At 74.4% G+C, this 15658-nt stretch carries 15 protein-coding genes; 11 read left to right on the forward strand and 4 right to left on the reverse strand.

The genetic code is table 11. The features are described 5' to 3' along the window. Positions 1-164 precede the first annotated feature (164 nt). Positions 165-848 carry a glycerophosphodiester phosphodiesterase family protein gene (locus G7Z13_RS03415; RefSeq protein ID WP_166004584.1) on the forward strand — a complete coding sequence of 228 codons (684 nt, stop codon included), beginning with the start codon at positions 165-167 and terminating at the stop codon, positions 846-848. A 3-nt stretch (positions 849-851) separates the two neighbouring features. Here G7Z13_RS03415 and G7Z13_RS03420 read toward each other — a convergent pair whose 3' ends face one another. Beyond that, positions 852-1391 carry a GNAT family N-acetyltransferase gene (locus G7Z13_RS03420; RefSeq protein WP_165995888.1) on the reverse strand — a complete coding sequence of 180 codons (540 nt, stop codon included), beginning with the start codon at positions 1389-1391 and terminating at the stop codon, positions 852-854. Between the two features lie 69 nt (positions 1392-1460). On the opposite strand from G7Z13_RS03420, the gene G7Z13_RS03425 reads away from it, so the two are divergent. The 3 genes from G7Z13_RS03425 (at position 1461) to G7Z13_RS03435 (ending at position 3933) form a co-directional block, all read left to right on the forward strand. After that, positions 1461-1853, forward strand: a complete 393-nt coding sequence (locus G7Z13_RS03425) for a VOC family protein (protein ID WP_165995890.1) — start codon at positions 1461-1463, stop codon at positions 1851-1853. A gap of 186 nt (positions 1854-2039) precedes the next feature. Then, positions 2040-2804 carry a VOC family protein gene (locus tag G7Z13_RS03430; RefSeq protein WP_165995891.1) on the forward strand — a complete coding sequence of 255 codons (765 nt, stop codon included), beginning with the start codon at positions 2040-2042 and terminating at the stop codon, positions 2802-2804. A gap of 76 nt (positions 2805-2880) precedes the next feature. Next, positions 2881-3933 (forward strand): aldo/keto reductase, encoded by a 1053-nt coding sequence (locus G7Z13_RS03435; protein WP_165995893.1) that lies wholly within the window; start codon positions 2881-2883, stop codon positions 3931-3933. 10 nt (positions 3934-3943) lie between these two features. On the opposite strand, the gene G7Z13_RS03440 is transcribed toward G7Z13_RS03435, so the two are convergent. Together G7Z13_RS03440 and G7Z13_RS03445 are read right to left on the reverse strand one after the other, a co-directional pair. Continuing rightward, the gene (locus tag G7Z13_RS03440) at positions 3944-4501 is read right to left on the reverse strand and encodes a MarR family transcriptional regulator (RefSeq protein WP_165995895.1); all 558 of its coding nucleotides are present in this window, start codon (positions 4499-4501) and stop codon (positions 3944-3946) included. Further along, the gene (locus G7Z13_RS03445) at positions 4498-6198 is read right to left on the reverse strand and encodes an FUSC family protein (RefSeq protein WP_165995897.1); all 1701 of its coding nucleotides are present in this window, start codon (positions 6196-6198) and stop codon (positions 4498-4500) included. Before G7Z13_RS03445 ends, G7Z13_RS03440 begins: the two co-directional genes overlap by 4 nt. A gap of 148 nt (positions 6199-6346) precedes the next feature. Between G7Z13_RS03445 and G7Z13_RS03450 the strand changes: the two genes are divergently transcribed. Further along, on the forward strand, positions 6347-6898 hold the full coding sequence (locus G7Z13_RS03450; RefSeq protein ID WP_165995899.1) for a DUF5134 domain-containing protein: 552 nt from the start codon (positions 6347-6349) through the stop codon (positions 6896-6898). Between the two features lie 84 nt (positions 6899-6982). Next, entirely contained in the window at positions 6983-7918 is a 936-nt protein-coding gene (locus G7Z13_RS03455; protein ID WP_165995900.1) for a M56 family metallopeptidase, read from the forward strand. Positions 7919-8088: 170 nt separating this feature from the next. Here the strand turns inward: G7Z13_RS03455 and G7Z13_RS03460 are convergent, their stop codons facing one another. Next, the gene (locus G7Z13_RS03460) at positions 8089-8730 is read right to left on the reverse strand and encodes a TetR/AcrR family transcriptional regulator C-terminal domain-containing protein (RefSeq protein ID WP_165995901.1); all 642 of its coding nucleotides are present in this window, start codon (positions 8728-8730) and stop codon (positions 8089-8091) included. Between the two features lie 121 nt (positions 8731-8851). On the opposite strand from G7Z13_RS03460, the gene G7Z13_RS03465 reads away from it, so the two are divergent. The 5 genes from G7Z13_RS03465 to G7Z13_RS03485 all read left to right on the forward strand — a co-directional run bounded on the left by G7Z13_RS03465 (position 8852) and on the right by G7Z13_RS03485 (position 15452). After that, positions 8852-10699, forward strand: a complete 1848-nt coding sequence (locus G7Z13_RS03465) for an ABC transporter ATP-binding protein (protein ID WP_165995903.1) — start codon at positions 8852-8854, stop codon at positions 10697-10699. 130 nt (positions 10700-10829) lie between these two features. Further along, entirely contained in the window at positions 10830-12545 is a 1716-nt protein-coding gene (locus G7Z13_RS03470; protein WP_165995905.1) for an ABC transporter ATP-binding protein, read from the forward strand. A 70-nt stretch (positions 12546-12615) separates the two neighbouring features. Next, positions 12616-13287: a phosphatase PAP2 family protein gene (locus G7Z13_RS03475; protein WP_165995906.1), complete on the forward strand. Its 672-nt coding sequence runs from the start codon at positions 12616-12618 to the stop codon at positions 13285-13287. Between the two features lie 336 nt (positions 13288-13623). Continuing rightward, positions 13624-14181 (forward strand): hypothetical protein, encoded by a 558-nt coding sequence (locus G7Z13_RS03480; RefSeq protein WP_165995908.1) that lies wholly within the window; start codon positions 13624-13626, stop codon positions 14179-14181. 578 nt (positions 14182-14759) lie between these two features. Further along, on the forward strand, positions 14760-15452 hold the full coding sequence (locus G7Z13_RS03485; RefSeq protein WP_165995910.1) for an HAD family hydrolase: 693 nt from the start codon (positions 14760-14762) through the stop codon (positions 15450-15452). Positions 15453-15658: the final 206 nt, after the last annotated feature.

Genomic DNA, 15658 nt, shown 5'->3' on the forward strand with positions numbered 1-15658 from the left:
CGGGCAGGCTGCCCGTATGACGATTTCCGGTCAGGCGTGCGGCTGCGGTGAGATCCGCGAATCATGCCGGGCGCGGCTCCGGCACGATGCGTGCGCGGCCGGTTCCCTTACGCGACGGGCGCACTAGGCTGACGGACGTGTCCGTCGACGGAAGCGAGCGAACCTTGAACTTCCTCACCATCGGTCATCGCGGAGTCATGGGTGTCGAGCCCGAGAACACCCTGCGTTCCTTCGTCGCCGCCGAACAGGCCGGCCTCGACGTCATCGAACTCGATCTTCATCTGAGCAAGGACGGCGCCCTCGTCGTCATGCACGACGCCGAGGTCGACCGTACGACCGACGGCAGCGGCCCCATCGCGGAGAAGACGCTGGCGGAGCTGCGCGCCCTGGACGCGGGCGACGGCGAGCGGATCCCGGTCTTCGAGGAGGTCCTGGACGCGGTGAGCACCCCGCTCCAGGCGGAGATCAAGGACGTGGCGGCGGCGCGGGCGCTGGCGGAGGTGATCCGGCAGCGGGGGCTCACCGGCCGCGTCGAGGTGTCGTCGTTCCACGACGACGCCATCGCCGAGACGGCCCGGATGCTGCCCGGCGTGCGCACCGCGCTGATCGCCAGCCGCTACGGCACCGACATCGTGGAACGCGCGGTGCAGGCCGGTGCCGCGACGGTCTGTCTCGACATCCGCCGCCTCACCCTGGAGGTCGTCGAGCACGCCCGCGCGGCCGACCTGCGGGTCATCGCCTGGGTGGTGAACTCGCAGAAGCATCTGCGGCTGGTGCGGGCGCTGGAACTGGACGGCGCGACCACCGACTACCCGGACATCAAGCGCACCGGCCGGTTCACCGCGTGAGCCTCAGTCCAGCGGCTTGACCAGCAGCTCGAACTGCAGGTCGGGACGGAGCGGGAGGCCGAAGCGCTCGTCGCCGTACGGGAACGGGGACAGCTCACCCGTACGGCGGTAGCCGCGCCGCTCGTACCAGGCGATCAGGTCCTCGCGCACGGAGATCACCGTCATGTGCATCTCCCGCGCGCCCCAGACCTCGCGCGCCTGGCGCTCCGCCTCCGCGATGACCGCCTTGCCCAGTCCGGCTCCCTGGAGCGTCGGGCTGACCGCGAACATGCCGAAGTAGGCGTACTCGCCGCGGTGTTCGAGCTGGCAGCAGGCGACGACGGTGCCGTCCCGCTCGACCGTCAGCAGCCGGCTGTCCGGCGACGTGACGACCTCCAGCACGCCCTCGGGATCGGTCCGCTGCCCTTCGAGGATGTCCGCCTCGGTGGTCCACCCGGCCCGGCTGGCGTCACCGCGGTACGCCGACTCGATCAGCGCCACCAGCGTGTCGACGTCGGCCTCCGTGGCGTCGCGGAAGGTCAGTCCGGTGGTGGTGGTGTCCATGCGGTACGTCTCCGTTCTCGGCGCGGCTCGGGCAGGGATGAGCGTAACCCCGGCGCTAGGCTCCGGTGCATGGTGCATGTACTGGGCAGCCGGATCCTGCTGCGCCCCACGGACCCCGAGCGCTCCCGGACCTTCTACGGCGAGCGGCTGGGCCTCGCCGTCTACCGGGAGTTCGGCACCGGTCCCGAGCGGGGCACCGTCTACTTCCTCGGCGGTGGCTTCCTGGAGCTCTCCGGGCGCTCCGACACCCCGCCCTCCCCCGCCGTACGCCTCTGGCTCCAGGTGGCCGACGCGCAGGCGGCCCGCGACGAGCTGCGCGGCCGGGGCGTGAAAATCGTCCGGCCGCCGGTGCGGGAGCCGTGGGGCCTGATCGAGATGTGGATCGCCGATCCGGACGGAACGCAGATCGTGCTGGTGGAGGTGCCGGCGGATCATCCGCTGCGGTACCGGCCGGGAATCTAGCTGATCTGGGGTCTGGGATCTGGGATCCACGGATGCGCGGTGCACGGACTTACGGCGGTCGAGGTCGGCGGCAGACTGAGCGGCTGAGTCCCGGCTCGGATGGCCGTCGGGCAGGGCCGGGGCTAGCGTGCTGGCAGGGGGCGCCCCGGCGTCCCCGCACCCCGGCCGGCTGCGGAAAGGGACGCCATGAAGCTCGACGCGCCGGTGACCGGCGGGCCCTGCTGGGCGGAGCTGGCCACCAGTGACCCGGAGGCGGCGCAGCGGTTCTACGCGCGGCTGTTCGGGTGGCGGTGCGCGACCGATCCGCGGCAGGAGGCGGGCGGTTACACCGTCGCGCACCTCGGGGACGCGGCGGTCGCGGCGCTGGCCCCGCTCTACCAGGAGCCGCAGCCGGTGGCGTGGAACGTGTCGTTCGCCGTGGCCGACGCGGACGCCACGGCCTTGCTGGTCGAGGAGGCGGGCGGACGGGTACTGCTCGGGCCCATGGACGTGTTCGACCTGGGCCGTTTCGCGGTGGCGCTCGACCCGGGCGGCGCGGCCTTCCAGCTGTGGCAGGCAGGCGAGTTCCCCGGCGCCGGGGTGTTCAACGCGCCCGGCTCGCTGGGCTGGGTGGAGCTGCTGACCCGCGACCCGGCCCGCGCGGAGCGCTTCTACACCACGGTCTTCGGCTGGACGGTGCGCCCCTCGGAGCACTATCCGCAGTGGGGCGTCGGCGGGGCCGACTTCGGCGGCATGATCACCATGGACGACAAGTTCCCGCACGAGGTGCCGCCGCACTGGCTGCCGTACTTCGCGGTCGCCGACGTCGACGCCTGCGCCGCCACGGCGGCCGGCGCGGGCGGCACGGTGCTCATGGCGCCCACGTCGGTGCCCGAGGGCCCGCGCATCGCGGTGCTGCGCGATCCGCAGGCCGCCGTGTTCGGCGTGTACCGGGCCGGCGACCACGACTGAGCCCGCGCGGGCTTGCGCTGGAGTGCGCTCCATCTCCTAGCGTCGGCCGCACGAACTGCTCGAAGGGGAAAGCGACGTGCGGTACACACTGTTCGGCAGGACCGGGCTGCGGGTGAGCGAGCTGAGCCTCGGCGCGATGGTCATGGGCGACGGCCTGGACCACGGCTCCGACGAGGACACCAGCGCACGGCTCCTCGACGCCTACGCGGAGGCCGGCGGCAACTTCGTCGACACCGCCGACATCTACGGCAAGGGCGCCTCGGAGCGGCTCCTGGGCCGGCTGCTGGAGGGGCGGCGCGACGAGTTCGTCCTGGCCAGCAAGTACACGTGCGGCACCCGGGACGGCGATGTCAATGCCGCCGGCAACCACCGCAAGAATCTGGTGCGGTCGGTGGAGGCCAGTCTGGAACGGCTGCGCACCGACCGGCTGGACGTGCTGTGGGTGCACGCCCGTGACCACTTCACCCCCGTCGAGGAGGTGATGCGCGCCCTCGACGACCTGGTGCGCGCCGGGAAGGTGCTCTACATCGGCGCATCCGACTGGGCGGCGTGGGAGATCGCGCAGGCCTGCACCCTGGCCGAGCTGCGCGGCTGGACGGCGTTCGCGGGTTCCCAGCTGCGCTACAACCTGCTGGAGCGCACCCCGGAGCGGGAACTGCTGCCGCAGGCGCGGGCGTTCGACCAGGCGGTCCTGGCCTGGGCGCCGCTGGCGGCCGGGAAGCTGACCGGCAAGTACCTGCGCGGCGAGGCGGGCCGGCTCGGCGCGTCCGGCGGTACGGCCGGTGCGCGCGAGGAGGCCGTCGTCCGCACCGTCGTGGAGATCGCCGAGCAGGGCGGCTGGTCCCCGGCGCAGGTGGCGCTGGCCTGGCTGCTGGGCCGGCCCGGGAACGTAGTGCCAATCGTGGCGGCGACCAGGGAGAGCCAGCTCGCCGACAACCTGGGCGCGGTCGACGTCCGGCTCGACGCCGACGCCGTGGCCCGCCTCGACGAGGTGAGCGCCGTACCGCTGGGCTTCCCGCACGACTTCCTGCGGGAGCCCGGGGTGACCCGGACCGTCTACGGGGACCGGTGGGAGCGGATCGACGAGCGGCGCTCCACGTACCGGCGCAGCGTCCACGACGTCCTCTGACGCCGCGGGTTCAGGTGCGCCGCACCGCGCCCAGGCGTCCCTCCAGCTGGGTGAGGAGCGCGCCGAGCAGGGCCGCGAGTTCGCCCTGTTCGGCGCTGCCCACGCCGGACAGGACGGCGCTCTCGTAGGCCAGTTGGTCCGGCAGGATGGCGTCGACCAGTTCGCGTCCGGCGTCCGTGAGGCGGACGTGGGCCACCCGGCGGTCGCGGGTGTCGCCGCGCCGCTCGACCAGGCCGCGCTCGGTGAGCTGCTTGAGCCGTTTGGTGACGGCGGCGCCCGAGGAGAAGGTCTCCCGAGCCAGTTCGCCCGGCGTCAGCTCGTGGCCGGTGCGGCGCAGCGCGCCGAGCAGGTCGAACTCGGGCCGGCTGAGTCCGGCCCGGCGCAGCGGGGCGTCCTCGGCCTGCTGGAGGAGGGCGGCGCAGCGGTTGACCCGGCCGATGATCTCCATGGGCGCGGTGTCGAGGTCCGGACGGACGGCGCGCCACTGCCGTACGACGGCGGCCACGGTGTCGGCTCGTGCGGCCTCGCGGCTGTCTTCCGTGTCCGGCCGCCCGTTCGTCGCCGTCATGGCCGTGGTTCCTCCGTGGTCTCGTCCTGGTCCGGCCGGGCGTGGGTGCCGCGGTCCGGTGCGGTGCGGACGGCGTCCGTCGCCGGGGTGTCCGCTGGTCCGTCCAGGATGAGGCCGCGGCGGCGTACCGTCTCGGCGAGGGTACGGTGTCCGGCCTGCTCGGCGCGGTCGACCCGGTCCGCGGGCGGGGTGCGCCGGCACCGCTCGCCGGCCGCGGCGTCGGCGGCGGCGCGCAGCTCGGCCAGGGCGGCGGCGAGAGACTGGCGGGCCGCCTCCAGGGCGCCGGGGGCCGGGTGCGGTTCGGCGAGGAGGCGGGCGGCGCGCTCGCGGGCGCGTTCGGCCGCGGCGAGCGCGTGCTCCAGGCGGGGGCCGGCGCGGCGGTTGGTGACCGCGACGGCGGCGGCCAGGCCGAGCAGCGCGCCGACGAGGGTGTCCACGACCCGCTCGGTGACCAGTTCGCCGGGGTCCTGGTAGCCGGTGAACTCGGTGATGAGCAGCGCCATCGGGGTCACGCAGACGCTGCCGAGCCAGTAGTTGCGGCTGATCAGCGCCTCGGCGCCGAAGCTGAACGCCAGACAGCACAGGATTAGGGCGGCCTGCCCGAGACGGGCGAGCGGGGCGACGGCGGCGAAGACGAGGACACCGGCGAGGTTGCCGACCACGCGCTGCACGCTCCGGCTCCAGGTGAGGGTGAGGTTCGCCTGGTAGAGGGCGGCGGCGGTGACGAGGGCCCAGTAGGGGCGGCCGATGCCGAGGGCGAGGGAGCCGTATCCGGCGAGGGCGCAGCCGAGGGCCGTGCGGGCGGCGATGGGGGTGAGCGGGGCCAGCCGGTGCCGCAGCCGCTCGGCGGGGCACTCGGCGGCGTCCGGCTCGACGGGTGCGGGGGCGCCGTCGTACGGCACGGGACCGGTGCCGCGCAGCGCGCGGGCCCGGGCGCGCAGCCGGTCCGGGTCGGCGTCGGCGGGGGCGGCGAGGGCGACCTCGGCGCGCAGGAGGAGGTGCGCGAGGGCGGGGCGTGCGGGCGCCGAGCGGGCGCCGCCGGCGAGCAGCGCCTGCCGGGCGGCGAGTACGGCGGCGTTGGCGGCCGTACGCGCGCGGGCGTGGCCGGGGCCGGTGCCGCCGGTGGCGGCGTACGCGGCGGCGGCGTTCAGGGCCCGGGCGGTGGCGCGGCGCTCGGGTCCGTGGGGGCGGAGCAGGCCGGGCGCCATGCACACCAGCCAGGCCCAGCCGCCCGCCGCGAGGCCCAGCGCGAGATGGCCGGGCACCTGGCCGAGGTGCTGCGGGGCGAACAGGGCGGCGGAGCTGACGAAGGTGAGCACCACGTTCCCGGGCGGGCCGAGGCGGGTGGCGTCGCACAGCGCCTTCTGCGCGGCGGCGAGCAGCGCGCCGACGGTGACGAGCACGAGCGCGTTGCCCGTGAGCGAAGCGGTGACGAGGGCGACCGCGAGCCCGCCGAGCATGCCGAGCACCACCCCGGCCAGGACGCGGGCGCGGGCGGCGTAGGGGCGGTCGTGGGCGTAGAGCGCGCACAGGGAGCCGGCCATCGTGTACACGGCCAGGTCGAGGCGGCCGAGGGCCAGCAGGGTCAGGTTGGGCGGCGCGATGGAGACAACGACGCTGAGCGCGGGCTTGAACCAGATGTCGGACGGGCGGCCGACGCGCAGGGCACCGGTGAGCGGGAGGGGACGGACGGGCATACAACAAACTTAACAGGTGTTTTACCCGTAAATAATTCTGTTGGTCGCGCTCCGCCGCACGCTCCCCCTCTACACCCTTGCGCTCGTATGCGCGCCCGACGGCCCGGGCATCGCTTCCCGTGGACCGACGTCGAGCGGGGAGGCGCGTGTGCACGGACCTGCTGCGTCCGGCTGGCTGATGGTCGCGCTGTGCGCGGCGACCGGCGCCTACTGCCTGCTGCGGATGCGCAGCACCGTGGAGGAACAGCGCAGTGCCGCGGGCGCCGAGGCCCTGATGGGGTTCGGCATGGCCGTGATGGCGGTGCCGTCGACGGCGTTCACGCCGCCCGGCTGGGCCTGGGCCGGCTACGCCGCGGTGTTCGGCGCGGCCGTGCCGCACGCCCTGTGGGCGGTGCGACGCGGCGCCCACCATCTGCACCACCTGATGGGAGCCGCGGCCATGGTGTACATGGCGGTCGCCATGGCGTCGTCCGCCCCCGGCCACCACCACGGCGGCGGCGACTCGGGCGTGCCGCTGGTGACGGGGGCGCTGCTGCTGTACTTCGCCGGGTACGTCCTGCTGTCCGGGGCCCGGCTGGTGCCGGCCGTCGCGGTCGCCGCGGGCCCCGCACCGCCCGGCTGGGCCGACCGGCCCGAACTGGCGCGGGCATGCCGGCTGTCGATGGCGATCGCGATGGTGGCGATGCTGCTGACCATGTGACCGCCCGCGGAATCCGTCGTGGTCTCCGTCACTTCACGCAGTGGGCCGTACCGCACAGTAGCCATGACTCATAGGGTTGTTCCCATGATGGTCCCCGCGGCATTGCTGCTGCTCGGCGCCCTGACCGCCGTGGCGGCACCCCGGTTGCTCGCCCGCGCCGACTGGCCGGACCGCGAACCGGTGGTGGCCCTGTGGGTGTGGCAGTGCGTGGTGGCGGCGGTCCTGCTGTGCTGCGCGCTGTCGATGGTCCTCAGCGCGGCGGCCGCCTGGCAGGCCGTACGGGGCCATGTGTTCGCCCCGGCGCCCCGCGCGGTGGTGGAGGCGTACGCGCTCGGCGCGGCCGGCCCCTGGGCGGCGACCACCGCGGTGGCACTGGCCCTCGGCGGGGTGTGGAGCGCGGCCATGCTGGTCCGTGAGGTGGTACGGGCCCGGGCCCGCCGTCGCCGGCGGCGCGCCGAACTCTCCCTGCGGGCCCCGCTGCTGCCCGGCGAGCAGTTCGAGCGGGGACGGCTCGTCGTGCTGGAGGGCGAGCGTCCGGACGCCTGGTGGCTGCCGGGTACGGCTCCCCGGCTCGTCGTGACCACCGCGGCGGTGCGCCGCCTCAAGGGGCGGCAGCTGGACGCCGTACTCGCCCATGAGCAGGGACACGCGCGGGCCCGGCACGACTGGCTGCTGCACTGCTCGGCGGCGCTGGCGGGCGGGTTCCCGCCGGTGCCGGTGTTCGCGGCGTTCCGCGACGAGATGCACCGGCTGGTGGAGCTGGCCGCCGACGACATGGCGTCGCGGCGCTTCGGCCGGCTGACGACCGCGCTGGCGCTGGTCGAACTCAACGAGGACCGGGGCGTGTTCGCACCCGCACCGGCCGGGCACGCGGACGTCCCGCGGCGGGTGCACCGCCTGCTCACTCCCCCGGACCGGCTCACCGCGGCGCGCCGGCTGCGGCTGACCGCGGCGGCGGCGCTGGTGCCGGTGGTTCCGGTGCTGGTGGCGTTCGTGCCGGGGCTGCGGGCGCTGGGCTAGACCGCTTCGCGCAGGCACGCACGGCCCGGCAGTCGCGGACCGGGATCGGATCGGGCCGTACGGCGCGTGCTCGTAGCGGCGTGCGCGCGCGGTGTGAGCCGCCGGGGCCGGGGCATCCGGTCCGGCCGGCCGGGCGCGCGTGAGCGCGAGTCGTCCCTGCCGCCCTCCGCTCACGCGCGCGTGAGCGCCAGTTCCCGCTCGAAACCGGACAGCAGCGCGTCGAGCGCGAACTCGAAGCGTTCCCCGGCCGCGTCCTCGCCCGCCTCCCGGGCGGCCGCGACCAGCAGCGGGTAGGCGTCCTGGTCCAGCGCGGCCAGTTCGCCGCCGCCGTCGACGCCGCCCGCCTGCGCGGCGGCCTGGCCGACGACGAAGCCGGTCAGGGAGTAGAGGATGTCGAGGGTCCGGCGCAGCGGGAAGCCCGCCTCGTGCAGCATCGTGACGACGGCCTCCATCGTCCGCAGGTTGCGGGGCGTCATGGCGGGCCGGGACAGCAGCAGCGGCACGGCGTGCGGGTGCGCGGCCAGCACGGCCATCAGCGCGTGGGCGTAGGCCCGCAGGTCCTCCCGCCAGGTGGCGGCGCCGAACTGTGGGGGTACGGCCTCGGCGACAACCTGCTCGATCATCCCGTCCAGCAGGGCGGTCTTGTTCGGCACGTAGTGGTAGAGGGTCATCGCCTCCACGCCCAGTTCGGCGCCGAGCCGGCGCATGGACAGCGCCTTCATCCCCTCGCGGTCGACCAGGCGTACGGCCGCCTCCAGGACCGCCTGCCGGGTGAGCCCCGCGCGCTGCCCGCGAGCCCTGTGGGCCGTCATGACCCCTCCCCTCCGCTCTCCAACCAGCCGCCGCGGCCGCCCGGTTGACCATTCTTACGGCGTAAGTATAACGTCGGGACTCAGTCTTACACCGTAAGAATCCGTGGGGGTACGGAAGACGATGACCAACGCCGAATCCGTGCGGGTGCGCCCGTACGCGGGGGCCTTCGCCGCCGTGATCGTGCTCCAGGTCCTCGGCGCCGTGGCCGGGCTCGCTCCGCTGTACGCCATCGTGGAGCTGGGCCGCGCCCTGCTCGCGCCCGGTCCGGTCGACGACGGCCACGTCCGGTTCGTCGTGGTCGCGGGCGTGGCGGGCCTGTTCGTCCGGCTGCTGTTCACCGCGGCCGCGGCAGCCGTCGGTCATCTGCTGGACGGGCGGGTGCAGCTGGCGCTGCGCCGCGCGCTGGCGGCACGGCTGGGGCGGGTGCCGATGGGCTGGCTGTCCCGCCGCCGCAGCGGTGAACTGGCCAGGCTGGTGGGCGAGGACGTCGGCGCCGTCCATCCGTTCATCGCCCACACCCCCGGCGAGCTGGCGTCGGCGTTCGTCGTGCCGCTGGTGTCGCTGGTCTACCTGTTCACCGTCGACTGGCGGCTGACGCTGATCACGCTGGTCCCGGTGGTCGCGGCGGTGGCGCTGGTCCCGCTGATGATGACCCCGGCCCGGTTGCGCGAACAGGCCGACTTCGACACGGCGGTGACGCGGATCGCCGGTGCGGCCGTGGAGTTCGTCCAGGGCATCGCGGTGGTCAAGGCGTTCGGCGGGGGCGAGCGCGCCCACCGCGCGTTCCGCGCCGCCGCCGACGACTTCGTCGCCGCCTTCCGTCGCTGGGTGCACGGGATCTCCCCGGTCGCCGCGGGGATGCAGCTGGCGCTGTCACCCCCGTTCGTGCTGCTGACCGTGCTGCTGGGCGGAACCGCACTGATCACCGGCGGCGGCCTGGCCCCGGCCGATCTGCTGCCGTTCCTGCTGCTCGGACTCGGGCTGACCGCGCCCGTGGCGGCGCTCGGGCACGGTTTCGACGAGGCGCAGGCCGCCCGCCGCGCGGTCGGCCGGATCCGCGAGGTTCTCGCCGTGGAGCCGCTGCCGGAGCCGGCGCGGCCGGTCGCGCCGCGCGGCCACCGGGTGGAGCTGCGGGGCGTCCGCTTCGCCTACGACCCCGGCCACGAGGTGCTGCGCGGGATCGACCTCGTGCTGGAGCCGGGGACGGTCACCGCACTCGTCGGGCCGTCGGGCAGCGGCAAGTCCACGCTGGTGCGGCTGCTGCCGCGGTTCGCCGACCCGACCGGCGGCTCCGTCCGCCTCGGCGGTGTCGACCTGCGCGAGCTGGGCAGCCGCGAGCTGTACCGGCGGGTGTCCTTCGTCTTCCAGGACGTCCGCCTGCTGCGCGCCTCGGTCACGGACAACATCGCGCTGGCGGTACCGGACGCCGGCCCCGAGGAGGTGGCGCGCGCCGCCCGGCTGGCCGGCATCCACGAGCGCGTGCTGGAACTGCCGTACGGATACGACACGGTGATCGGCAAGCACGCCCGGCTCTCCGGCGGCGAGGCGCAACGGATCGCGCTCGCCCGGGCGTTGCTGGCGGACACGCCGGTCCTCGTGCTCGACGAGGCGACCTCGTTCGCCGACCCGCACACCGAGCGGGCGGTGCGCCGCGCCCTGGAGACGGTGCGGGGCGACCGTACGGTCCTGGTCATCGCCCACCGGCTGGAGACCGTCCTCGGCGCCGACACCGTCGCCGTGCTGGAGGACGGGGTCGTCGTGGAGCACGGCAGCCCGGCCGATCTGCTCGCCGCCGACGGGGCCTTCGCCGCGCTGTGGCGCTCGCGCCGCGCGGGGGAGGCGGCGGTCCCCGGGACGGCGGAGACGGAGGCGGCGGAGACGGAGACGGCGGAGGCGGTGGTCCGGGAGGGGGCGGTCCCGGAGGCGGCGGAGGCGGTGCTCCAGGAGAGGGCCGGTGAGCGGCGGTGACGGCGCACGGGCACCGAGCCCGCCGATCCCCCGGCGCCCGCTGATCCCGCGAAGCGCATCGACCGCATCGCGCACACCGAGCCCATCGAGCCCACCCAGCCCACCGAGCCCACCGAGGAGACCACCCCAGATGATCCGCATGCTGCTGCGCGTGCTGGGCGACCGGTACGCCCGCCCGATGCGCCGCACCCTTGCCCTGATGACGGCGACCGCGGTCACCGAGGGTCTGTCGTACGCGCTGCTGGTGCCCGTGCTGCGGGCGCTGCTCGGGGACACCCCAGAGGACGCCTGGCCCTGGCTGGGCGCGTTCGGCGGCGCGGTGGCGGCCTACGCGGTGCTGCGCTACGTCAGCGACCTGTCGGGGTTCCGCGTGGGCACCGCGCTGCTGCGCGGCGTGTACCACCGCCTGGGCGACCATCTGGCCCGGCTGCCGCTCGGCTGGTACGGCGCGGCACGGGTCGGAGAGGTGTCCGTGCTGGCCGGTCAGGGCGTCCTGCGGGCGATGAGCGTGATCGCGCACCTGCTGGCGCCGCTCGTCTCCGCCACCGTCACGCCGCTGACGGTCGTCGTCGTGATCCTCGCGTTCGACTGGCGGCTGGGCCTGGCCGCGCTGGCCGCCGTGCCGCTCGTCGCGGCGACGCAGATCCTCACCGGGCGGGCGGCGGCCACCGAGGACGCGGAGCGTGCCGCCCGCGACCACGAGGCCACCGAAAGGGTCGTCGAGTACCTCCAGGCGCAGCCGGTGCTACGGGCCGGCGGCCGGACCGCCGAGCGGTTCCGGCTGCTGGACGACGCCCTGCGGCAGGTGCGGCACGCCTCCCGCCGCGCCACGCTGTCGGCGCTGCCCGGCGCGCTGGGTCTGACCCTCACGGTCCAGGCCGTGTTCACCGCGGTGCTGGTGCTGGGGGCGCGGCTCCCGCTCGGCGGGGACATCGGGGCCGCGGAGGTGCTGACGGTCCTGGTGCTGGCCGCCCGCTGCGCGGATCCGCTGCTGTCGCTGGCCGACCTCGGCGGCAGGCTGCGCGGCGCGCGCGGCGAACTGGCCCGGCTGGACGCGCTGCTGCGCACCGAGCCGCTGCCGCGGGCGGCCGTCCCGGTGGGACCGGCGGGCAATGCCATCGAGTTCGACTCGGTGGTGTTCCGGCACGGCGGTCGCACGGTGATCGACGGACTGTCGCTGTCCGTGCCCGAGGGTCAGCGGCTGGCCGTGGTGGGGCCGTCGGGCGCGGGCAAGACGACGCTGCTGCAGCTGCTGGCACGGTTCCACGACGTGGAAGCGGGCGCGGTCCGGGTCGGCGGTGCGGACGTACGCGCGATCGACACCGAGACGCTGATGGCGCGGTTCGCCATCGTCTTCCAGGACGTCTACCTCTTCGACGGCACGATCGAGGACAACGTGCGCCTGGGACGCCCCGGCGCCACCGCGGCACAGGTGCGGGCGGCCGCGGCCGCCGCGCGGCTGGACGAGGTCGTGGAGCGGCTGCCCGACGGCTGGGCGACGCGTGTCGGCGAGGGCGGTGCGCGCCTGTCGGGCGGGGAGCGTCAGCGCGTCTCGATCGCCCGGGCGCTGCTGAAGGACGCGCCGGTGGTGCTGCTGGACGAAGTGACCTCCGCGCTGGACCCGGTCGGCGAGGCGGCCGTGCACGCCGGCATCGAGCGCCTGATGGCGGGGCGGACGGTGGTGATGGTGGCCCACCGGATGCGCACCGTCCGGCACGCCGACCGCATCGTCTTCCTGGACGCCGGCCGCGTGGTCGAGGAGGGCGGTCACGAGGAACTGCTGCGCCGCGGCGGCCGTTACGCCGAGTTCTGGCACCTGTCCCTGGCGCCGGCGGCCGAGGCCTGAGTGGCGGTATCCGTGCCCCACGACGCGCCCGGGTTGGCCTTCGACCCCGCCCCTCGGCGAGGATCGCACCATGCACACCGGTTCCGTCGACTCCCCGCCCCGCCCTCCGCAGCACCGCCGCGCCGTGCGCGCGGGCACCGGTCTGGCACTGGGCTCGCTGCTGCTGATCGCCCTGGTCGCCGCCGAGTGGGGGCCGCTGCTGTCGCTCGACGGCGAGATCGCCCGCACCACCCACCGCTGGGCGGTCGACGCGCCGGGCCTGACGCAGGCGTGCCGCATTCTGACGGACTGGGTGTGGGATCCGAACACGATGCGGATCCTGTGCGGGGTGACCGCGGTCGCGCTGGTGTGGCGGTTCAGAGCGCGGTGGACGGCGGCGTGGCTGGTGGTGACGGTGGCGCTCGGCACGGCGCTGCAGCAGTCCGTGAAGGCCGGGGTGGGCCGCGCCCGCCCGGTCTGGCCGGACCCGGTCGACTCCGCCCACTACGCGGCCTTCCCGTCCGGTCACGCCATGTCCGCCGTGGTGGTGTGCGGCCTGCTCCTGTGGCTGCTGCGCCGCCACGGCGTGGGCGCCGCGCTGTGGCGTACGGCGGTGGGCGTGGCGGTGGTCTCGGTGACCGGCGTGGGGTTGACGCGGATCTGGCTCGGCGTGCACTGGCCGACCGACGTGCTCGGCGGCTGGCTCCTGGGCGCGGCCTGGGTGGCCCTGGCGGTCGCCGTGCACCAGCGCCTGCGGCCATGACCGGACTTCGCCGCGATCCCCCGGCACCCCTGACGCCGTGGCCGCGGCTACCTGAAGGCTGTCCCGTTACTGGATGGCAGCTGGCGAACCTCTCGTACCGGACGCCGACGATGGGGCCGCGCTGGGTGGTGGCTCGGATGCCGGACAGCGGCGCGGCCTGGACGAGGTTGCCGCGGATGTGAAGGCAGAGGCAGGGCGCCGGCAGGAAGTGGTCTCGATCCAACGCGGGCCGTGGACATGGCCCGCCTCCGTGAGCGCTGCTGCTGCCCACCGGGTGCGTACTGGCGGTTGTAGACCTGCTCGAAGGCCCTAAGCTGCCGGGTTGTGGATGCGGGATTGGCCGCGCTGCTCGGCGCGATCGTTGGAGCCCTGGGCACCGGCGGTGCCGCTTTCGTGACTGGGTCACTGGGCCGTGGGCAAGCTCGGATGCAGCTTCGTGCTGAACATGTGCGGTTGCTGCGCGAGCCGCGGCGCTCCGCGTACGTTGCGTACGCTGAGTGCTTCCAGGAGGCGCACGCTCTGCACACGGAGGCGCTCAAGTGCGCGTCTGCGGCGGCGGACGCGCAGGAGCCGGATCGGGGCAGGCTGCTGCGTGACGCCGACAGCGCCTACGTACGGGCCGGTGAACGGCTGCACGGTCGGCTTCAGCAACTGCAGTCGGCCGTGGCTGTCGAAGGTCCACCCCTCGTTACAGCTGCCGCGCTTGACGCGGAAGATGCATTGCTCACCGCACGTGGTGACATCCACCGCTACATCCGGCGCCTGGAGGACGGAACCTTCACGGAGGAACACGAACGCGCAGCGGACGATGCGCTCTTGGGCGTGCACCAGCAGCTGGTCCGGTTCCTGAACGCGGCCTCCGCCGCTCTGGCAGACGATGGACTGAGCACCTGAACGGCCTCGCCGGATCACGGGTGATCGTGGGCGAAGGATCGGCAAGAGCGATGGTCTCGGGGTAGGTGACAGCTTCTCAAGCGGGGGCGGGCTCACGCCTGCCCATTCCGAGCGACAGGCGTCAAGTCGCCGTGACGATCACATCTCTGCACGGAGAGCCCGGCCGCGTATGTCGCGGTGTCGCCGGCATGCGGAACGGACATGGACAGACTCGGCTGATGACATGGCGGAGGAAGCGACGCGCACGGTCTGAGCACTCAGAAGCTGAGGTCCCCGACGGCACATGGATGGCCGCCGCGGCTCTACCCCACCAACGGCCGATCAGCGTGCGCTGGAGCAACCAGCACGGCCGATGGGAGCCTGTGCATCCGGGAGCCGAACTCCCCCGGCCGCCTGGTAGCGACGACGGCGCCTTCGAGCCGGGCACCTGACGCAGGGTCAGGCTTGCCCGGTGCGGTGAGCGGTTTTGCCCGGCTGCACAACCTTGCCCATGCTGGGTGACCGAACGTCCCGAACAGCGACCGGCTCGTACATGCCAACCAAGAGATCGTTTACGGGACACGCCCTAGGATCGGCGCATGACGGCAGCCGTACTGTTCGACTTCTCCGGAACGCTCTTCCGTGTCGAGTCCGCCGAGTCCTGGCTGCGCGCGGCGCTCGCCGGGCGGGGCCTCACCCTTCCCGGGCCCGAACTGGCCGGGACCGCGCGAGCGCTGGAGGCGGCGGGAGCGCTGCCGGGCGGCGCGCACCCGCACCGCCTCCCGGCGCAGATCGGCGAGGTCTGGGAGCTGCGCGACCTCGGCTCGGCCCACCACCGGGCCGCCTACACCGGTCTCGCCCGCCAGGTGCCCCTGCCCGACCCGGCCCTGTACGACGCCCTGTACGACCGCCACATGAACCCGGCCGCCTGGTCCCCGTACCCGGACGCCCTCGACGTGCTGGCCGGTCTGCGTGAGCGCGGCATCCCCGTCGGCGTGGTCAGCAACATCGGCTGGGACCTGCGCCCCGTCTTCCGCGCCCACGGCCTCGACCGCTACGTGGACACCTACGCCCTGTCGTTCGAACACGGCGTCCGCAAACCGGACCCCCGTCTCTTCCGGCTCGCCTGCGCCGCGCTCGACGCCGACCCGCGCGCCGTCCTGATGGTCGGCGACAACCGCCACGCCGACGGAGGCGCCACCGCCCTCGGCTGCACGGTCCACTTCGTGGACCACCTGCCGACCGCCCACCGCCCGGCGGGCCTGCGTCCGGTCCTCGAGCTGACCGCCTGACCCGCGGGCGACCACCTGGGGCCGATACCGGCGACCGGGGCGCGCTGGGCGTCGCCGGAAGGCGGAACCTGTAGTGGTGCGCCGGCAGAGCGGGAAAAAAGCCCCGCAATTGCCGTCCGCCTCGGACGATCCCCCGCGTCGCCCGAGGCGGACGGCTTGCCCGGCCGGGCCCGGGAACGGGTCGGTCGGGACGTGCTGAGTATAGT

This window comes from Streptomyces sp. JB150 (assembly GCF_011193355.1).
Lineage (GTDB): Bacteria > Actinomycetota > Actinomycetes > Streptomycetales > Streptomycetaceae > Streptomyces.

Coding starts and splice junctions, on each gene's coding strand:
- G7Z13_RS03420 (WP_165995888.1), bottom strand. CDS start 1,391: ATGGACACCACCACCACCGGACTGACCTTCCGCGACGCCACGGAGGCC.
- G7Z13_RS03425 (WP_165995890.1), top strand. CDS start 1,461: ATGGTGCATGTACTGGGCAGCCGGATCCTGCTGCGCCCCACGGACCCC.
- G7Z13_RS03430 (WP_165995891.1), top strand. CDS start 2,040: ATGAAGCTCGACGCGCCGGTGACCGGCGGGCCCTGCTGGGCGGAGCTG.
- G7Z13_RS03440 (WP_165995895.1), bottom strand. CDS start 4,501: ATGACGGCGACGAACGGGCGGCCGGACACGGAAGACAGCCGCGAGGCC.
- G7Z13_RS03445 (WP_165995897.1), bottom strand. CDS start 6,198: ATGCCCGTCCGTCCCCTCCCGCTCACCGGTGCCCTGCGCGTCGGCCGC.
- G7Z13_RS03455 (WP_165995900.1), top strand. CDS start 6,983: ATGATGGTCCCCGCGGCATTGCTGCTGCTCGGCGCCCTGACCGCCGTG.
- G7Z13_RS03460 (WP_165995901.1), bottom strand. CDS start 8,730: ATGACGGCCCACAGGGCTCGCGGGCAGCGCGCGGGGCTCACCCGGCAG.
- G7Z13_RS03465 (WP_165995903.1), top strand. CDS start 8,852: ATGACCAACGCCGAATCCGTGCGGGTGCGCCCGTACGCGGGGGCCTTC.
- G7Z13_RS03470 (WP_165995905.1), top strand. CDS start 10,830: ATGATCCGCATGCTGCTGCGCGTGCTGGGCGACCGGTACGCCCGCCCG.
- G7Z13_RS03475 (WP_165995906.1), top strand. CDS start 12,616: ATGCACACCGGTTCCGTCGACTCCCCGCCCCGCCCTCCGCAGCACCGC.
- G7Z13_RS03485 (WP_165995910.1), top strand. CDS start 14,760: ATGACGGCAGCCGTACTGTTCGACTTCTCCGGAACGCTCTTCCGTGTC.